The sequence below is a fragment of the Pedobacter sp. HDW13 genome (assembly GCF_011303555.1).
Classification (GTDB): domain Bacteria; phylum Bacteroidota; class Bacteroidia; order Sphingobacteriales; family Sphingobacteriaceae; genus Pedobacter.
Genome location: NZ_CP049868.1, coordinates 2,650,224 through 2,667,598 on the forward strand (window position 1 = coordinate 2,650,224; position 17,375 = coordinate 2,667,598).

The following is a 17,375-nucleotide window of genomic DNA, read 5'->3' on the forward strand; positions in this document are numbered from 1 at the left end:
GGCCTGACGCGAAGCAGCCGATTTTTATGAGTGGTTTTTTGCCTTTTCTATCAGGTACCGATAAAATTAACTTAAATTTAATGAAGGCATTACGTGGCATAATGTATAAAAAATCTCCAGTCATGTAACAACTGGAGATTTGCTCATCAATAATATTTAATTAACTAAGCGTAAAATTGATGTTCATCACATATTTGCTGCGCACAGGAATTCCTTTATCTAGCCCGGGATTCCAGCGCGGCGATGATTTCATTACTCTGATCGCTTCTTCATCGGTTTCTTTACTCAGGCTTTTTATTACGGTTATATTGGATAGGCTACCATCTTCTTCTACATTGAATGAGAGCATCACTTTTCCCTGCACATTATTTTTTTGGGCTACTTTAGGATACTTAATGTTTTTGGCCAGATAACGGTATAAATTAGTCAATCCACCCTGGTATTGAGGTGTTTTAGTGTCCGACTGCTGAAGGCTTGCTGTTTTAGTATTGCCAGCTTTGGCAAGGTCGAAATTTATAGCCATGTTGTACTTTACACGTACTAGTTTCCCATCCTGCATGGCTGGGTTCCATTTTGGCGACTGTTTAAACAACCGGATGGCTTCTGCATTGGTTTCCGGGCTTAAGCCCCGTATAACTACAATGTCTGTTAATTTGCCATCCTTTTCTACTACAAATGAAAGAAACACCTTGCCCTGGGTTTTGTTCTTTTTGGCAACTTCGGGGTACTTTATTTCTTTTTTAATGTATTCGTAGAATTTGGCAATACCGCCAGGGTAGGCAGGCTGCTTTTGTACCGATACAAAATCGTATACTTTCTGGTCTTTATTTTGCGCATTTGCCGAATTAATGAACATAGCACAGCCCAGTAGGGCTATAATCATTAGCTTTCTCATTGTTTTTTAATTAAAAGGTTAATTATTTAATTCTTTTCGGAGAGCGGTTTTGCATTTTTTGTTGTAATAATAATTACGCCATTTTTTGCCTTATCGCCATAAAGTTTTTTGGCAGCAGCATCTTTTAAAACCTCAACAGATTTAATACTATCCTGATCTATAGTGATGTTCCTATCTGTTTCTTTACCATCTACAATGTATAAAGGAGATGATGCACCATTTTTTAGCTTAATGCCAAGTTTTGAAATAGAAAAGCCCGATCCATTAGAGGCGACTGGCTGTGCAATACCAGGGCGGACAGTGAGACCATAAACTTTTCCTTTCAGGTTTGAATTCATATTACTATCTAAGGCAGTTAGGCTATTTCTCTCTTTCGAACCTTTTGTTTTAATTTCTATCACACCAGCAAAGCCGTCAGCTCCATAGGTAGAAATAGCACTATTGTCTTTTAGTATATTTATCGATTCAATATTGTCTGGCTCCAACGCAATCTGGTTAATATCTCTGCTAAATTGCTTATTGCCATCAATTACAATCAGTGGTTGTTTCGCGTCAGATATTGCATTACCACGAATTTTAATCGTTACGTTCTTAGTACTGTCTGCTTTTTGGGCAAAGGCTGCCATGGTTAAACCCATTATAGCCGTAAATACAATTGTTTTTTTCATGTCAGTCAGTTTTTTAGTTAGAATTTTTGTCTCACATCAAAAAACGGAACAGCTCTGTCAATGGTGAGTTCTTTCTGATCTGGTTTTTTGAAAAGACTGTTTTTTGGACTTTTAGTTGTAATAACGATGGCTCCGGCTTTGGCGGCACTTCCATAAAGCAATGTTGCCGCCTGATCTTTTAACACCTCAATAGATTCGATATTATTTGGATTAAGGGTGTTAAAAGAGCTATTATCGGCTAATCTTACACCGTCTACAACAATTACACCGTTAAAGTTTAGTTCATTTTTAAATTTAACAGTCGTTGCATCAGAATTTACGGTTTTTGCGGGCTTTGTTTCACCGTCGCTAAGTGTAAAATTAACATTAATGTTATATTTTACGCGCACAGGTACACCATTCTGAATGCCTGGATACCATTTTGGCGATTCTTTAATAACCCTCAGGGCTTCTTCATCGGTACCACTACCCAGGCCTCTTGTAATCTGTACATCGCTTAATGAGCCATTTTTTTCTACCACAAATGATAAAAATACTTTCCCCTGTACGTTTCGCTCTTGTGCCAGCGTAGGATATTTAATTGCACCACTTAAATATTTATAAAATTTGACTATCCCGCCCGGAAATTCAGGCTGTTTTTCTATTGAAACGAAATCGTAAACCTTTTTATCCTGATCGGGTTCCAGATTTACTTCTGGCTCGGCAGGAGTAGGCAGATACGCCATCACCATGATTTTGTTTAGGTTGGTATAGCCAGCTGGCTTAGGCAACACTTTGTTTTTAAACTGTTCTGAAGACTCTGGAATATTAAAGCCAACGGTTAGTGCATATTTCCCGTCAGCTATTTTTTTATAGTCCTTGTACGATAAAATGGATTTCATTACCTCTTCGTCGCAGCCAGAACCGAGCTCCACATTAGAAGAGATATTTATAATCCTCCCGTTTTTTATACTGAATTTTACCTGGGCGTTGCCCTGCACCTCGTTGCTGTTAGCTATGGCAGGGTATTTAATGTTTTTGGATAAGAACTGGTAAAAACCATTCCAGTTCGCATCGGCTTTACCTTCAACAGAAACTTTGCGTACTACTGGTGTTTCAGCAGGTGTTTCGGTTACCATTTGCTGTACAATTTCTATTGGTTTTTCTAATGGAATGCGATCTGTAATGGAGATTAACTTCTCGTTTTTACGTACCGTAGCCGAAGAAAATACAATAAGAAGTGCAAACAAAGGGATAAAAATTCCATACTTCATAATGGCGATCTTTTTAGACCGTTCTTTATGAAGCATGAAAATTCTTTTTTTGATCAGCGATTTATCTAAAAAATTGTTGGTTAAAGCATTGGGCAAAATGCCGAAAGATTTGCTGAGCAGCAGCATCGCATATTCGGCTTTATCGCCTTGGTACGCTGCTGCCAGCTCGTCTGCCAAAAACTCGTGTATATTTTTAATCGCTTTTTTATAGAGGTATATAATGGGGTTTAACCAGGTAATGATCCCTAAAATTTCAAAAAACAAAATATCAACGGTATGCCATTGCTTAATGTGTGCCTGCTCATGAATATCAATTACATCCATTTGAGGCAAATTCTGATCGATAATTTTTTTGCCGAAGAAAGAGAAAGCCACTCCGGCTTTTCCTGGTACCAACATTTTTTTCACCGCCAGTAAGTTAAATACCAATCTACCTAAGAAAAACAGGATACCTGCACAATAGATATAAACAAATACATTTGCCCAAATGAGGCCGTTGTTGCGCTCTGTTACTACTGTGGCTTGTTGCAATACGGCTTCCCAGTTAACTGTAGTATAAACCTGCTGGGCAGCTTTATGTTCGGTAAGCCACTCTAAACGAATAAATGGGATACATAACGAAAGCACGCCTGCAGATACCAGATAGATACGGTTTAAGGTAAAATAGGTCTCCTTATCCAGCAGTAGTTTATAAACACCGTAAAAAACAACCAAGTATAGGTTTACCTGCAATAGGTAGTGGGCAAAACTCATTTTGGTTTGTGTTTAATGTTATTGATCATTTTTAAAATCTCATCAACATCACTTAAATCCAGTTTTTCTTCTTTAACAAAGAAAGAGAACATACTCTCTACTGAATTTTCGAAGTAATTGCCCAGCAATTTTTCTGTTGCATGGCGCTTATACTCTTCTCTGCTCACTAAGGGATAATACTGATGTGCTTTCCCGAACGCCTCATGGCCAATAAATCCTTTGGTTTCCAGGATTCTGATAATGGTTGAAACGGTGTTGTAAGCCGGCTTAGGAAGCGGTAGTTCATCAATTACTTCTTTGACGAATGCTTTTTCCAGTTGCCATAAAACCTGCATAATCTGCTCTTCGGCTTTAGTTAAATCTTTAATTTCCATCATGGTAATAATAATAAGGACGGGCAAAATAATTTGCTTAAACTAAAGTTAAAACTAATTGGTTAGTTATCCAAATTTTATTTGATAAATATTAGAAAAAAATAAAGGGCATCCTGATCGGATTAGCTTACTAAAGTAAAGGCTGAAAATTAGGCAGGAGAATAAGCTTTTGTAGTAGTTTGATTTTGGTTAGATGCTAATCAGACTGTTTTTTATGCCATATACTACCAGTCCGGTGCGCGATTTGATATTGAGCTTGGCAAAAAGTGATTCGCGGTAATTATCAACCGTTCGCGGACTCACGTTCATAATATCGGCAATTTCTTTATACGTAAGTTCGGTACTGCAATGCTGTAAAAAGGTAAGTTCTCTTGCCGAAAAAATAGGTTTTGCATCGGTGTCTTTCAGTGCAACCAAGAGCCTGCCCGATACGAGCTCGTTTACAAAGAAGCCTTTTTCTACAATTACTTTAATCGCAGCAAATAGATCCGATGGAGTAGATTCTTTAAGCATATAGCCACCAGCGCCGGCTTTAAGCATACCTATAATTGCTTTTTCATCTTCGAGCATGCTCAGGGCAAGTACATGCACCTTTGGGAAATTAGTTTTAACCCATTTAGTTGCTGCAAAACCATCCATAACCGGCATGTTAATATCCATTAGCACCAGTTGAACATCGGGATGATGGTTAATTTTAGATTGAAGATCGATTCCGTTTATGGCCTCAAACTTTACTTCTATTTCATCAAATTCTTCCAATAAACTGGCCAACCCTGAGCGAAAAAGGGTGTGGTCATCAACGATAGCAATAGCGATACTAGGATTCTGCATATAATTAAGGATAGGGGATTTCTATTGAAGTTGAAGTACCCTCTCCTGGTGCCGAATTTAGTGTTAATTTTCCATTGATCATCTCAATTCTTTTATAAATAGAATTAAGGCCCATTCCCGATTTCTTTGCTTTAATTTCATCGGGATTAAAACCAACACCATTTTCTTGTACAATCAGGCTGAGTTTGCCTGTTTTAAGATGCGCATCGATCTGTATCTGGGTAGCCTGCGCGTGTTTAATAATGTTGTTAATAATTTCCTGAAGTAAACGGAGAATAATCAGGTCTTTATCTGGTGAGCTGTAACCCGAATCCGATAGGGTATTGTTAACCTTAATGGTATAGGCTCCGCTCTTGCTTAGCCAGCTAATTTCCTGGTCGATAGCATGGCCAATACCGTTTTCTACCAGCTGCTCGCCATGTAAAAGTTTAGCCAGTTCTCTCAGTTCTTTAATGGATTTGTTAACCAGCTCGAGCGAATTTTCTATTTTCTTTTTGGCTTTAATTTCATCGGATAAATTTACCGAGTTAAGGGTAAGCGTAGTAAGACTGAGCAGCTGACCCACATTATCGTGCAGTTCAGTAGCAATGCTCTGCATGGTTTGGTCTTGTACCTCAACACGGGCCTGCAGCATTTCGGCTTCGAATTTCTGCTGCATATTCTGCTTTTCGAGAAAATGATTTTTTTTATGCTTGTTATATGATCTGATATAAAGCAATAAAAATATTGGCATCAAAAGAAATACTAATGATGCCAGTAATATTAATGAGATAACTTCCGTTGTCGAGCTCTGCATACAAATGAATAGGCCCAAAAGGCGTAGAGAAAAAAGTTAAGTGTTGTGTAAATGATGATTCGTGCGTTAAGTTTTCCTAAATAAACATGTTGCACCAGGTCATCAAAGAAATTGGCTAAGGTACTCCCGAAATAAAAAATCAGTGTTCCGCCAACCCACCAAAAGGCGGGATGATTCCTTAAATCGATGTAGTTTTCATCTTTTAATAACAGATAAAAATACATTAAGCCATAAATAACAAAAATTACCGACGCTAAACTTATGGTAAAAGTATTATATACATTTAAATCATATAAATAAACAAATACGGCATAAGTGATCATAGTGCCAATATAAATACCAATCAGCCAGTTTTTTATCTTAATATACTGGCTGAGGAAAACATAAAACGCATAGGTAATGTAAGATATTTCTATTATGATATATACATTAAATACGGCTATATTGGTATGGTATATTTTAGCAGAATATCGTGCTATAATTTGAGTTAATACCACAAGAAACAGGTAAAGGTTGGTAATTTTCCAAAACCTTGTTTTATCCCGATATAAAAAGTATAGGCCAAAAGCCAGACTTAAGTAATAAGGATAAGCATTAAATTTTGGGGTACACAGCTTTAATACCTGATGTAAATCTAATTCTCCGGCAATTTTTGCTACCATATTTTATTCTGGTCCCGATAACGGGCTTTTTTCATCGCACTGTGTTGGGCATAATTCTGCTCTGTTTTCAGGATCGGTTGGTGGGGTGTCACATAACTTGCCATCATGTGATTTATAAGCATATCCTTTCTCTACAAAGTAATCTGTTCCTGGTTTACCATCAATATTTTTAGTAATTACCAATAATACGGTATTCATATCAACATAGCTGTCTGGAATTTTATCGCCGTATTCTAGTTTGTTGATTTGACTGATAATATCGCTGGTATACCGGCCAAAATAGATCCTGATACCATCGCCATCCAGTTCTGCCATTTTTTTAATTAACGATGTCATTTGAGCTGCCGGATACCAGGCTGCTTTGGTGTAAATACCACTTTCTGCATTCTGACTTTTGCGGAATGCTGCGGTCATTTGTTTGGCAATTTCTACTGGTACAGTATTGTCCGTACCGTCTTTAGTTTCTTTGTCTTTGATCATAAAATTTGTTGATTTAATATTTCAAATATAATCAAATGATGATATGCGCGATGGAGGAGTTACTTAAAAAGTTAAAAACAGTATAAATACTAATACAATTCGAGGTCAAGCTGTGTTTGTCAGTGCATTATTGAACGATTGATGAACAGCTTGGCGGGTACATTCCTTAAAAGAGTATTTTGATGTCTCAATACCGTAAAAATACCCTATTAATAAGGGCGTTTTGCACAAGCGCCCAATTGTCGCCTACCACTACTTTTGGTATTACAATAACAACCGAATAAATTGTTGTTGCCAGGTATTAAGGTTGTCTATCCTCATAAGCCATTTTTTAAACCTATTTTAAAAAGAGTCTGTTGAAGATAAGATCTAGTTACCTGGGGAATAATAAACCATGATTTCATTAAACCTTTAATTCTTTTAAAAATGATAAATAATATCCTACTTCAGGAAAATCATAACGCAATAAGCGAAAGAGAAGTTGAAATAGTACATCTGTTATCAATGGGTTACAACAGTAAAGAAATTGGCGAAATGCTTTTTATAAGCGAGCATACCGTTAATACACATAGAAGAAATATGGTGAGGAAACTCGATTTAAGAAATTCGTACCAATTGATTGTATGGGCATTTAAAGAAAGAATATTATCCCTTTAGGGGCTAAGACATACACAACCTCTCAAATAAATAATAAAGCCTGCATTTGATCCCTAAAGTCAAATAAGCAGGCTTTTGTTTTATGCTGTTTTTTACCCTTTATGGCCTTGCCGGCTGTGGTGCGGGAAGCTCTTTTCTTGGGATTTGTGCTTCGCGTTGTGAGGTGTTATAAACGAAAGAAGCAATAATGGTTGCAGCTTGTTTCAGGTCGTCTTCCACCAGTCTGTCATAAGTATCCATATTGCTATGGTGTGTACGGGTATTGTAATCGGCAGGATCCTGGATAAACTGAAACCCCGGGATGCCTACAGCATCAAAGGCCTGGTGATCGGTACCGCCAGTATTGTTAATGGTAACAGTAGTTGCGCCCAAATCGTTAAATGGATTTAACCAGTTTTGAAAAATAGGCCCAGCTGCTGCATTGCCCTGTAAATAAACACCGCGTATTTTTCCGGTTCCGTTATCGAGATTGTAATAGGCTGATATTTTTTTCTGATCGGGGGTTAATACCATTGTTTTTGGATCGCCGAAATGTTTGGCCACATAACCTCTCGAACCAAATAAACCCTGCTCTTCCGAACTCCACAGGGCAATACGGATAGTGCGTTTAGGCTTAAAATCGATTGCTTTTAAAATGCGCATAGCTTCCATCATTACGGCAGAGCCGGCAGCGTTATCGGTAGCACCAGTTGCGGCATGCCACGAATCGAAATGGCCACCAATCATTACCACTTCATCTTTTAATTTTTTATCGGTACCTGGTATCTCTGCAATTACGTTGTAGCCTTTCGGATCCTGATCATAAAAAGAGGTTTTAATATCTGCTTCAACTTCTACTGGTTTGCCTGCGCGTAAAAGACGTAATATATGTAAAAAATCTTCTGCTGCTACTTCCAGTTCAGGCGATACGGGTTTAGCATCTAAAGCGTAAGACGCTCCATTACTTGTAAAAAAGGTTCCTTGTCCGCCACGGGCATAAGTTAAGATCAATCCAACTTTTTCTTCAACCAACATGGCATTCATGGCAGCACGTACTTCGCGCATTTTCATCATTTGTGCCATTCTATCGGCCATTGGTCCGCCAGCAGGGCGTTGTCTTGGGCCTGCAGCCTGGGGTTTTGCAGCGGCCATTTGGGCCAAAGTAGAATCGGCATAGCGTGCAAAATCGGCCTTGGTACCACTGGTTAAAGGGGCGCCTTGATCCATCATGATGATTTTGCCTGCCAGTTTGCCTTTATATTTAGCTAAGTCGGCAACGCTATCAGCTTTGATTAAGATTACTTCCGATTTAATTGGTCCGTTTGTGCCAGGCGTCCAGGCTTTGGGCGAGGCAATAATGGCATGGTAGAAAGGAAGTGTGGTGGCCGCATAATATTTGTCGATTTGCCAGCCTTTACCGAAGGTTCCCCAGGCCTCGAGGTGCGCATTTTTGAGCCCCAGTCGGTTAATTGTTTAACCGCCCAATCTTGTGCCTTTTTTAAACCCGGAGAATTGGATAAGCGCGGACCGCTTACGTCGGTTAAATTGAAGGCAATGTCCATTGCTTTCGAATTTTCCAGACCTTCTTTCCTGATTTTTTGAACTATGGCTGCATCAGGGGTATCTTGTGCAAAGGCCGAGAAGCAAAAGCCAAGGGCCAGTGCTGTAGTGGTAAATCTTTTGATCATTAGAATAATTTGTTAGGTGATTTTAACTTAAAAATACATTTAAAAGCCCTTCAAATCGTTTTACAATGAGATTTTTACACGGAAGACGTGGTGTTTTGTGAAATTCTGGAATGGGAACTTATTTTTTGACAGAACATGGGTGAAATAAACCAAATCCGATAGCTATCAGATGAAATGAAAAGCACGCATCCCGATATTTCTTCGGGAGCGGACTTGTAATGTTAAGCAGGACTAACGCTAAAGTGAATTGCTGAAATTGCTTTTCGAATGTACTATTTAATGCTCTTTTTGCTCACAATGAAATAACCGACGATAAACAGGATAAGCGCGTAAATTAAGCTGGTCCATATTTCTTGTGTAAAAACAGGAAAATCTAAAGGATCAACTCCTTTTTTTATTTTAGTTACCTTTAAGGATAGGGTTGGCAGGCAATAAGGGATTAAGTAAGCATATTTCCAACCTACATTGGCGGTAATAATGCCCATAATAGTGCCAACAAAGCCTATCCCCATGGGTTTAAGAAAATCGGCCCATACTAAACTAAGGATAAACTGCAGCGATAAAATGCCTAGTGATGATAGGAATAATTTGGTGTAAGCATTGATTAAAATACCCGATGGATCGTATTGATTGAAGTTGTATTTAGGTACAAGTACTTGAAGCAAATGACCAAAACCATAGGTAAGTACGGCAAATAAAAACAACGAGATAAATATTAATCCTACTGCGTACAGGTATTTCGCGGCATAAATAGAAAGCTTGTTTAAAGGTTGTGCAAACAGGGTTTTCCAGGTATCGTTTTTATGTTCGATATTATTTACCGAAAAAGCCATAAATATGACATAGAATGGCATGACCAACATACCCATTACACCAAGTGCTGCACCACTGTACTGTGCCCACAACACCATTGGAGGGTAGTGAAAGTTTAAAATCTTTTCTGAACTGGAGTAAAAACCAAAAGTAATGAGTCCACAAATGATTAACGGTAGCAATATAGCTGCCCAAAAAGCGAGGGTTTTCTTCGATTTGTAAAATTCGGATACTAACGAGATGTATAAAGAGCGCATATTAGTTGTTGTTGGTAATATCGAGGAATAAATTTTCGAGGTCTTTTCGCTGTTGATATAAGCTGCTAACCATAAAGCCATTTTGCACCAGCAAGGTATTTAATGCTGCACTATGCTGAGCCGAAGTAAAAGGAATTGTGATCTTTTTATCGGTTTGGTTTACAATTTCGTAGCCCGACTTTAATAGCAGAGCGCTTGCTCTTTCGATATCGTTTACATCGATTTCGAGCACGGGCTTGCTTAGTAAATGAAGTTCATCGATAGTGCCTTGAAATAACAATTGCCCTTTGTTTATAATGCCAACATGGGTGGCTGTTCTTTCTATTTCGGCCAGCAAATGGCTCGAAACCAGAATTGTTTTATGGTGTTTTGCCGCAAGCTCTATCATGAGGTTACGCACTTCGATAATGCCGTTCGGATCGAGACCATTGGTAGGCTCATCGAGCAAAAGCAGTTCGGGATCTGAAACCAGCGCAAGAGCAATGCCCAGACGCTGTTTCATGCCTAGCGAATATTTGCTTGACTTTTTATCGGCAGCATCGGTTAAACCAACAAGGGCTAGCATTTCACTGGCCTTGCTTTTTCTTATACCGAGTAAAATACAGCGGTTTATTAAATTTTCTTTACCGCTTAAGTGGCCATAAATGGCAGGTTGCTCTACCAGAGCACCTACACGTTTTAATATGGCTATGCGGTTGTGGTTAATCTCCTTGCCGAAAATAAATACCTGGTCGGATGGCGATTGTAAGAGGTTTAGCAATATTTTAATGGTAGTGGTTTTACCGGCACCGTTGGGGCCTAAAAAACCGTAAATACTGCCTTTTGGTACTTGTAGCGAAAGATCTTTTACAATGGCCTGATTGCCGAAGTTAAAATTTAAGCCAACAGTTTCGATAGCGTAATTACTCATTATGCTTATTTAAAAATAGCTGATACTTGTTTTACAATTGTTGTAGAAGCTTTAGCAGGTTTTACAACAATGTCAGCATCGTTTCTGTTGGTGTTAAACGTAAGCGTTAAAATCATCAACATAAATACTGGAAATAATAAAAATAAAAATGGTGATGTGTTTGCTAACTTTTTCATGATCGATTGTTTTATTTGAGAGGCAGTGAAGCTGGCATCAGCAGTTACTGCTTGGTTGTTTAAGTTGATTGCTGATGTAGTTTTCATTTTGTTTTCGTTTTGATGATTCAAAGAAACTCAAGAAAAACAAGCTGCTAAAATGTATTATACCAAGTGTTCAAGATTCTAGATCAACAGTCAATTTTGGCGTTTGTCGATAAAATTTGACCATTGGGCCGTTGGTAGAAAAAAAATGCCCGTTGGTAGATTGTGTTCGGTTTAAATTGAAAGTTTATTTACTTTGGATGCATAAACTAAACATGAGCATTATCTAATCAATTTAGTTTATACTGATAAAACAGATTTTAATGAAACAAAGCAAAGGGCCTTTAATTTTACACTCCATATTCTGGATCGTTATTTTGATGTTTATTATTGCTGGTAACTTTTTTGACACCACTAAACACACCAATAATGATTATTTCATAAGCTATATTGTATATGGGATAATAAATGTTTCTACTTTTTATATTAATTACATCTTTTTAATTCCGGAGTTAATAAAAAAAAGGAAGAAATATTTTCTTTATGTTCTGGCATTCATGTTATTGATTGCTGTAGCTGTTATATGTAAAACAACAATAGCTGTTTTGTATCCGGAAGATGTGTTAACAATGATTACCGCAAAAGGTAAGAAAATAGAAACTTCGGTACATAGTTTTGTAATTATTGTAACCTTCTTATCAGGGTTTTTCCTGATCAGTAGTTGTATTATTAAATTTATTATCGATTGGTTCTCTAGTGAGCGGATTCAGCGCAACCTGGAAAGCGAGCGTCGCGAAATGGAACTTCAGTTTCTAAAATCGCAGTTAAACCCACATTTTCTATTCAACTCTTTAAATAATATTTACTCGCTGGCTTACCAGAAATCGGATAAAACTGCTGATGCCATTATGAAGCTCTCGGAAATTATGCGCTACATGATTTATGAAAGCAATACGCCAACAGTAGCTTTAAGCAAAGAGGTAGATTATTTAACCAACTATATCGAACTACAAAAAATCAGGTTTAAAGATGGCGCTTTCATTGAGCTTACGCTGAACGGAGAGATAGACGACCAGAAGATTGTACCCTTGATGTTGATTTCGTTTGTAGAGAACGCTTTTAAACATGGTGTGGTAAACGACCCATCAGAGCCGGTTAAAATAAATATTATTGCCAACCAGAAGATTTTGCATTTTAGTGTAATTAACAAAAAAAGCAATTTAAATAAAGATGCGCAGGGTGGGGTAGGTTTAACCAACGTAGAAAGACGTTTACAATTGGTTTATCCCGACAGATATAAATTAAATGTTGTAAATTCGGCTACGCATTACACCTGCGAACTGATGATTGATATATAACCGGAAACCATTTATAAACCGGATATACGTTAAATCGTGAATTAAAATAAAAATCTAAAATGAACCTAAACTGTATTGTTGTAGATGATGAGCCTTTAGCGCTTGATATTTTACAGGATTATATCTCGAAAGTACCCTTTTTAACAATGGTTAAAAGATGCGAAAACCCAATTGAGGCCTTGCAGATTGTGCAGGGTGGTGGGATTGACCTCGTATTTTTGGATATTCAAATGCCTGAATTAACGGGTATACAGTTTTTGAAGATTGCAGGCAACAAATGCCATTATATTCTAACTACCGCCTATCCGCAATATGCTTTAGAGAGTTACGATTTGAACGTTTCTGATTATCTGCTAAAGCCAATTGCTTTTGATCGTTTTTATAAAGCCGTAGAAAAAGTACACAACCAGGTTAAACCGGTAGAGGCCCCTGCAAGTGTGGCTCAGCCTTTAGTTACGCCAGCACCATTTTCGGGTACACCTAATCCAGTACAGGATTATATTTTTGTTAAAACAGAGCATAAAATCCAGAAGATTTACCTGCACGATATCCTTTATATCGAAGGGTTAAAAGATTATATCTCTATTTTTACCAAAGATGAGCGTGTAATTACTTTGCAGAGCATGAAAAAAATGGAGGAAGCTTTGCCACAGAGTCAGTTTATCCGTGTACACAAATCGTATATTGTTGCCGTTGATAAAATTGAGAGCATTGAACGTAGCCGTATTACCATCAACCAGAAAATTATTCCTGTTGGAGATACATACCGCGACGAATTTTTTAGGGTAATTGGTAATAAGAACATCTAGGTGTCAGTCCTGAGTCTTTAGTCTGAAGTCCAGAATCGGGGGGACAAATAAGCTTTTGGCTCTTAAACCTTGATACCCTCTACCTGATACTTTTTTTTAATACGCTCTACTCTGCACCTGATACGATATTCTGCTCAAGCTCCTGCCCCAAAACTTTCCTGATCTCATTTTCGGCTTCCAAAGTAATCTCGTTGGCTGTTTTTCCTTCAGGTTCTATTGGTTTTAATACCGTCCATTTCAAGGCATTGCCTGTGGTTAGGGGGTACATGCCAAAGCGCACAATCTTCCATGAGTTTTCTATCGCAACCGGAACTACAAGCGCATTTGGTACAACCTTTAAAATGGTAGCGATACCGCCAAACTGAAAGGTCTTTACCTTGCCATCTTTAGCTCTGGTTCCTTCCGGAAAGATAACCGTGCTCCAGTTGTTTTCTTTCATGCGGCGACCAAGCTTTATGATTTCAGAAATGGCTTGTTTATTGTCTTTACGGTTAATATTGGCCCCTCCGCCTAAACGCAGGTTAATGGAAATAGAGGGAATGCCTTTGGTAAGCTCTATTTTGGAAATGAATTTGGCACTGTATTTTCTTAAAAACCAGATTAACGACGGAATATCGTACATGCTCTGGTGGTTTGCAGCAAAAATAATAGGCCTATCAGTAGGCAAATTGTAATCGTTTTTAAAGCTGATGGAGTTGAATAGCGATAGCTGGCTGTATGTTAAAAAGAAATTGAGCACGTCAACCGAAATTTTATGCGCCTTATAGCCAAGAAGCTTAAAGGATAACCATTGAATAGGGTGGAAGATACAAAGGAATAATCCGAAGAGGATATAGAAAATCGGGCTTAAAATATAGCCAAAAAGCTTGCTCATCTGGTTGATTTAATGGATGGCAAAGATAATAATAAATTATTCTGCTTTGATTATTCCATTACAATTCACCGTTTTGCATCATTATTTTGGCTTTTAAAATTGCGGCTACGCTTATCGAATCGGTTATTTCGGCATTGAGCACCATTTGGTAAGCTTCTTCAAACGGCAATTTTTTAAGCATCAGTTGTTCGGTTTCTTCAGGCATGGCAATACCTTGTATAAGACCGGTAGCCACATAAATAATGCTTAGTTCATCGCTAACCGAGTTGGAAAGGTATAATCTTTGAATTTCTTTCCAGTTTTGGGCGCTCATGCCCGTTTCTTCAAGCAATTCTCTTCTGGCGCTATCTAAAGGTGCCTCATGAAAAGGGCCACCACCTTCCGGAATTTCCCAGCTATAGGCTTTTATGGGGTAACGATATTGACCAACCAGCCAGGTGTTGTAATCCTCATCAAGCGGTAAAATCCCAATGGCGAGGTTTTTAAAATGCACTTCACCATAAATACCTTTTCCGCCCGATGGATTGATTACCTGATGCTCGGTTATGCGAATCCAGTTGTTATCGTATTTTACATCGCTTTGCAGCGTTTTCCAGGGATTAATCTCTTCCATACCGCAATATAAGCATATCCTATTAGCTTAGTGCGGTTTTGCCAGCGGTGGCGGCGGAATTTTATTTACCTTAATTTTAGTAAAACGGTAATTGAGACTAAAGGTGAAATTCTGGGTATTGTTGGTCGAATAATTCTCTACCCTGAAATTCTGACCTTCGTTAAAAAATGTATTGGTGCGGTTGCCTAAAATATCGTTAATGGTTACGCGCAGGTTTAACCTATTGCCTAAAAAGGCTTTACGGGCCGAGAAATTGGAAGTCATAGAGCCCTTGTTGCGGCCCTGCGCATTGGCATTGTTTGCGTAATTTAAATTCGATTCGAAAGCCGTTTTAAAGGGCAATTGCATTGAAAGGCCAATTGCAGCCCTAAAGCTAATTCCATCACGGTTTAAAGAGCTGTTTAGCTGCGATTTATAATTGCTTTGTATTACACTGAAATTTCCGTTGGCTGATATTTTGTTTGTTGGCCGGTAATTGCCAATTAAAATAAGCGATAGCGAATTGTTGGTACCTACATTATCGAAAGTGTTTTCAGATCGTGCCGTGTTTGATCCTGGAATTAAAGTAACGGTACGGTAACGTTCTATAACACCCTGGCTGGTAGAATACGATAACCTGGGGTTAAAAGACCATTTCTGGCCAAATGCTCCAAAATTGATATCGAACTGATGCGTATAAGCGGGCGATAAATTCGGATTTCCGTATGAAATGTTTAACGTATCTACATTGTTTACCTGAGGGTTTAATGTGTTTTCCCTCGGCCGGTTAATGCGGATGCTATAGGTAGCCCCGATGTTGTAGCGTTTGCGGTAAAAACGGTTTAAAGAGAGGTTAGGGAAAACACTTAAATAAGGTTTTACATTATAGTTATCGCCTGTAGATAAATCGAAGGCCACATCAGTAAGCTCGGCCCTTACACCTGTTTTTATGCCCCAGCCTACATTACGGTAATTATACGAAGCATAAGCGGCACCGATGTTTCCGTTGTATAAAAACTGGTTCGATAATTTGTTGTTGTGTATAAATTGTTGCGTGGCAAAATTAAAATTCTCGATCAGCAGGTCGTTATCATTTTTTCTATAGCTAAAAGCCAGGCCGGCTTCAATACGGTCGCGCTTTTTAAATATTGGTTTTTCGTAATCTAAAGTTACGTTTAGGCCATGGTTACCGGTGTTGTTATTGTTCTGCTGTAAGCTGGGCTTTAGCGTGCTTGTTTGGGCATAGGTAGTGTTGTAGCTGCGGAAATCGATATTCTTATTGGTGTTGAAATTTAAACCTAATGATATTTTTCCTCCGCTGGTATCGGTTTGCAAGTCGTAATCGGTATTAAAAACAAAATTGTTGCTGTTGCCGTTGCCGGTGTTGAGCTGATTACGCAGGCGGCTTTCTATTCGGGTTTCATCTAAATAATGAAGATCTGTTGAAGAATTGGAATTGGTATTGTTGAGGTTGTAATTGGTTGACAGGCGCAAACTCTGTTTAGGGCTAATGGTCCAGTCTAAGCCCAACCTGAAATTACCGCCATTGTTGTGGTTTTTGTAAACACCGTATTGGTCGTAGTAAAAGGTTGTATCCGGAAAGAAATTCTCGCGGAAATTATGGCTATCGCCCTTGCTTACGTTATAACGGTAAGCCGCGCTACCATTAAGGGCGTAAGATTTACCCCGATAAGAGGCATTTGCATTGGTATTGCCATTTCCCTGCAAGCCACCTGCAATGCCAGCATTTCCGTTAAAGCCAACTTTAAACCCTTTTTTCATCACAATATTGATGATGCCTTCGCCATCGCCGCTGTATTTAGATGGTGGGTTGGTTAACACCTCTATCTTATCAATCGCATCTGAGGGGAGTACATTGAGCAGGTCGGCAATGTTAGAGGTCATATAGTCTGATGGTTTGCCATCTATAAACACCCTGGTATTTCTTTTGCCGGCTATGGTGGCGTTGCCATCAATATCAACCTGTACCATTGGTACGTTTTTAAGCACATCGGTTGCGGTACTGCCTTCGGCAAGCAGGGTAGAACCCACGTTATAGGTAACGCCATCAGCGCCAAATTCTATTGGTGGTTTTTGTACAGTAATGGTAACTTCCTGCAGCGAATTTTGCTCAGAGCTAAGTTTTAGCGCCCCCAGGTTTTTATCGTAATCTTTCTCGGTTAAGGCAATGCCATTTACTTTTAGCGGAGCATAACCTATAAAACTTACGCGAATGTTATAATTGCCCGGTTTTAGGTTTTTAATGCTGAACCGGCCATCTTCGTCGGTGGCAGAAGTAATAACCGGTTGCTCGGAGCCATCTATGTAAACGGAAATTACTGCTGAGGGAATGGGTAATCCACCAACTTCTTCAACCACTTTCCCGCTAATTATACCTTTTTCGGCCGCAAAGGCCGTAGAGGTGCCAAATAACAGGGCGAGAGATACAAAGCAAAGCCTAAGTAAAAGTTTTCCCAATAGCTGATAAATTAAAAAGGTGCTTAGTAAATTTACTAAGCACCTTTG

Annotated in this window: 19 protein-coding genes; 3 read left to right on the forward strand and 16 right to left on the reverse strand. The window is 38.6% G+C overall.

Going from position 1 to position 17,375, the window contains the following annotated elements; translation table 11 throughout:
• Positions 1-160: 160 nt before the first annotated feature.
• The 8 genes from G7074_RS27170 to G7074_RS11260 all read right to left on the reverse strand — a co-directional run bounded on the left by G7074_RS27170 (position 161) and on the right by G7074_RS11260 (position 6,712).
• Positions 161-895, reverse strand: coding sequence for an energy transducer TonB (locus G7074_RS27170; RefSeq protein ID WP_166208423.1), 735 nt, complete (start codon positions 893-895; stop codon positions 161-163).
• Positions 896-921: 26 nt separating this feature from the next.
• Positions 922-1,563 carry a TonB-dependent receptor plug domain-containing protein gene (locus G7074_RS11230; RefSeq protein WP_124558099.1) on the reverse strand — a complete coding sequence of 214 codons (642 nt, stop codon included), beginning with the start codon at positions 1,561-1,563 and terminating at the stop codon, positions 922-924.
• Between the two features lie 17 nt (positions 1,564-1,580).
• Complete coding sequence (locus G7074_RS11235) at positions 1,581-3,569, reverse strand: M56 family metallopeptidase (RefSeq protein ID WP_166208425.1); 1,989 nt, start codon at positions 3,567-3,569, stop codon at positions 1,581-1,583.
• Complete coding sequence (locus G7074_RS11240) at positions 3,566-3,943, reverse strand: BlaI/MecI/CopY family transcriptional regulator (RefSeq protein WP_039472733.1); 378 nt, start codon at positions 3,941-3,943, stop codon at positions 3,566-3,568. Before G7074_RS11240 ends, G7074_RS11235 begins: the two co-directional genes overlap by 4 nt.
• A gap of 189 nt (positions 3,944-4,132) precedes the next feature.
• On the reverse strand, positions 4,133-4,774 hold the full coding sequence (locus tag G7074_RS11245) for a response regulator transcription factor (protein WP_166208427.1): 642 nt from the start codon (positions 4,772-4,774) through the stop codon (positions 4,133-4,135).
• A gap of 4 nt (positions 4,775-4,778) precedes the next feature.
• Positions 4,779-5,432, reverse strand: a complete 654-nt coding sequence (locus G7074_RS11250; protein ID WP_166208429.1) for a sensor histidine kinase — start codon at positions 5,430-5,432, stop codon at positions 4,779-4,781.
• Between the two features lie 104 nt (positions 5,433-5,536).
• The gene (locus tag G7074_RS11255) at positions 5,537-6,232 is read right to left on the reverse strand and encodes a hypothetical protein (RefSeq protein ID WP_124558095.1); all 696 of its coding nucleotides are present in this window, start codon (positions 6,230-6,232) and stop codon (positions 5,537-5,539) included.
• A gap of 3 nt (positions 6,233-6,235) precedes the next feature.
• Positions 6,236-6,712, reverse strand: coding sequence for a hypothetical protein (locus G7074_RS11260; RefSeq protein ID WP_124558094.1), 477 nt, complete (start codon positions 6,710-6,712; stop codon positions 6,236-6,238).
• A gap of 426 nt (positions 6,713-7,138) precedes the next feature.
• Between G7074_RS11260 and G7074_RS11265 the strand changes: the two genes are divergently transcribed.
• Positions 7,139-7,369 (forward strand): response regulator transcription factor, encoded by a 231-nt coding sequence (locus G7074_RS11265; RefSeq protein ID WP_124558093.1) that lies wholly within the window; start codon positions 7,139-7,141, stop codon positions 7,367-7,369.
• A gap of 99 nt (positions 7,370-7,468) precedes the next feature.
• On the opposite strand, the gene G7074_RS11270 is transcribed toward G7074_RS11265, so the two are convergent.
• The 5 genes from G7074_RS11270 to G7074_RS11285 all read right to left on the reverse strand — a co-directional run bounded on the left by G7074_RS11270 (position 7,469) and on the right by G7074_RS11285 (position 11,279).
• On the reverse strand, positions 7,469-8,578 hold the full coding sequence (locus tag G7074_RS11270; RefSeq protein ID WP_205944178.1) for a M20/M25/M40 family metallo-hydrolase: 1,110 nt from the start codon (positions 8,576-8,578) through the stop codon (positions 7,469-7,471).
• Positions 8,579-8,646: 68 nt separating this feature from the next.
• On the reverse strand, positions 8,647-9,036 hold the full coding sequence (locus G7074_RS26570; protein ID WP_205944179.1) for a hypothetical protein: 390 nt from the start codon (positions 9,034-9,036) through the stop codon (positions 8,647-8,649).
• Positions 9,037-9,308: 272 nt separating this feature from the next.
• Entirely contained in the window at positions 9,309-10,106 is a 798-nt protein-coding gene (locus G7074_RS11275) for an ABC transporter permease (protein ID WP_124558092.1), read from the reverse strand.
• A gap of 1 nt (position 10,107) precedes the next feature.
• Positions 10,108-11,016: an ABC transporter ATP-binding protein gene (locus G7074_RS11280; RefSeq protein WP_124558091.1), complete on the reverse strand. Its 909-nt coding sequence runs from the start codon at positions 11,014-11,016 to the stop codon at positions 10,108-10,110.
• 5 nt (positions 11,017-11,021) lie between these two features.
• Positions 11,022-11,279, reverse strand: a complete 258-nt coding sequence (locus G7074_RS11285) for a hypothetical protein (RefSeq protein WP_124558090.1) — start codon at positions 11,277-11,279, stop codon at positions 11,022-11,024.
• 260 nt (positions 11,280-11,539) lie between these two features.
• Between G7074_RS11285 and G7074_RS11290 the strand changes: the two genes are divergently transcribed.
• Together G7074_RS11290 and G7074_RS11295 are read left to right on the forward strand one after the other, a co-directional pair.
• Positions 11,540-12,574, forward strand: a complete 1,035-nt coding sequence (locus G7074_RS11290; protein ID WP_233603760.1) for a sensor histidine kinase — start codon at positions 11,540-11,542, stop codon at positions 12,572-12,574.
• A 59-nt stretch (positions 12,575-12,633) separates the two neighbouring features.
• The gene (locus G7074_RS11295; protein ID WP_124558089.1) at positions 12,634-13,383 is read left to right on the forward strand and encodes a LytTR family DNA-binding domain-containing protein; all 750 of its coding nucleotides are present in this window, start codon (positions 12,634-12,636) and stop codon (positions 13,381-13,383) included.
• A gap of 106 nt (positions 13,384-13,489) precedes the next feature.
• On the opposite strand, the gene G7074_RS11300 is transcribed toward G7074_RS11295, so the two are convergent.
• The 3 genes from G7074_RS11300 to G7074_RS11310 are packed head-to-tail and all read right to left on the reverse strand — an operon-like array spanning position 13,490 to position 17,327.
• On the reverse strand, positions 13,490-14,257 hold the full coding sequence (locus G7074_RS11300; RefSeq protein WP_124558088.1) for a 1-acyl-sn-glycerol-3-phosphate acyltransferase: 768 nt from the start codon (positions 14,255-14,257) through the stop codon (positions 13,490-13,492).
• A 58-nt stretch (positions 14,258-14,315) separates the two neighbouring features.
• Positions 14,316-14,870, reverse strand: coding sequence for an NUDIX hydrolase (locus tag G7074_RS11305; RefSeq protein ID WP_166208431.1), 555 nt, complete (start codon positions 14,868-14,870; stop codon positions 14,316-14,318).
• 27 nt (positions 14,871-14,897) lie between these two features.
• A complete protein-coding gene (locus tag G7074_RS11310; protein ID WP_166208433.1) occupies positions 14,898-17,327 on the reverse strand; it encodes an outer membrane beta-barrel protein in 2,430 nt (809 codons plus the stop codon).
• Between the last annotated feature and the right edge of the window lie 48 nt (positions 17,328-17,375).

What these genes read in the sequence shown, in the direction of transcription:
- G7074_RS27170 (WP_166208423.1), bottom strand. Translation starts at nt 895, where the DNA reads ATGAGAAAGCTAATGATTATAGCCCTACTGGGCTGTGCTATGTTCATT.
- G7074_RS11230 (WP_124558099.1), bottom strand. Translation starts at nt 1,563, where the DNA reads ATGAAAAAAACAATTGTATTTACGGCTATAATGGGTTTAACCATGGCA.
- G7074_RS11235 (WP_166208425.1), bottom strand. Translation starts at nt 3,569, where the DNA reads ATGAGTTTTGCCCACTACCTATTGCAGGTAAACCTATACTTGGTTGTT.
- G7074_RS11240 (WP_039472733.1), bottom strand. Translation starts at nt 3,943, where the DNA reads ATGGAAATTAAAGATTTAACTAAAGCCGAAGAGCAGATTATGCAGGTT.
- G7074_RS11245 (WP_166208427.1), bottom strand. Translation starts at nt 4,774, where the DNA reads ATGCAGAATCCTAGTATCGCTATTGCTATCGTTGATGACCACACCCTT.
- G7074_RS11250 (WP_166208429.1), bottom strand. Translation starts at nt 5,432, where the DNA reads ATGCAGCAGAAATTCGAAGCCGAAATGCTGCAGGCCCGTGTTGAGGTA.
- G7074_RS11255 (WP_124558095.1), bottom strand. Translation starts at nt 6,232, where the DNA reads ATGGTAGCAAAAATTGCCGGAGAATTAGATTTACATCAGGTATTAAAG.
- G7074_RS11260 (WP_124558094.1), bottom strand. Translation starts at nt 6,712, where the DNA reads ATGATCAAAGACAAAGAAACTAAAGACGGTACGGACAATACTGTACCA.
- G7074_RS11265 (WP_124558093.1), top strand. Translation starts at nt 7,139, where the DNA reads ATGATAAATAATATCCTACTTCAGGAAAATCATAACGCAATAAGCGAA.
- G7074_RS11270 (WP_205944178.1), bottom strand. Translation starts at nt 8,578, where the DNA reads ATGATGGATCAAGGCGCCCCTTTAACCAGTGGTACCAAGGCCGATTTT.
- G7074_RS26570 (WP_205944179.1), bottom strand. Translation starts at nt 9,036, where the DNA reads ATGATCAAAAGATTTACCACTACAGCACTGGCCCTTGGCTTTTGCTTC.
- G7074_RS11275 (WP_124558092.1), bottom strand. Translation starts at nt 10,106, where the DNA reads ATGCGCTCTTTATACATCTCGTTAGTATCCGAATTTTACAAATCGAAG.
- G7074_RS11280 (WP_124558091.1), bottom strand. Translation starts at nt 11,016, where the DNA reads ATGAGTAATTACGCTATCGAAACTGTTGGCTTAAATTTTAACTTCGGC.
- G7074_RS11285 (WP_124558090.1), bottom strand. Translation starts at nt 11,279, where the DNA reads ATGAAAACTACATCAGCAATCAACTTAAACAACCAAGCAGTAACTGCT.
- G7074_RS11290 (WP_233603760.1), top strand. Translation starts at nt 11,540, where the DNA reads ATGAAACAAAGCAAAGGGCCTTTAATTTTACACTCCATATTCTGGATC.
- G7074_RS11295 (WP_124558089.1), top strand. Translation starts at nt 12,634, where the DNA reads ATGAACCTAAACTGTATTGTTGTAGATGATGAGCCTTTAGCGCTTGAT.
- G7074_RS11300 (WP_124558088.1), bottom strand. Translation starts at nt 14,257, where the DNA reads ATGAGCAAGCTTTTTGGCTATATTTTAAGCCCGATTTTCTATATCCTC.
- G7074_RS11305 (WP_166208431.1), bottom strand. Translation starts at nt 14,870, where the DNA reads ATGGAAGAGATTAATCCCTGGAAAACGCTGCAAAGCGATGTAAAATAC.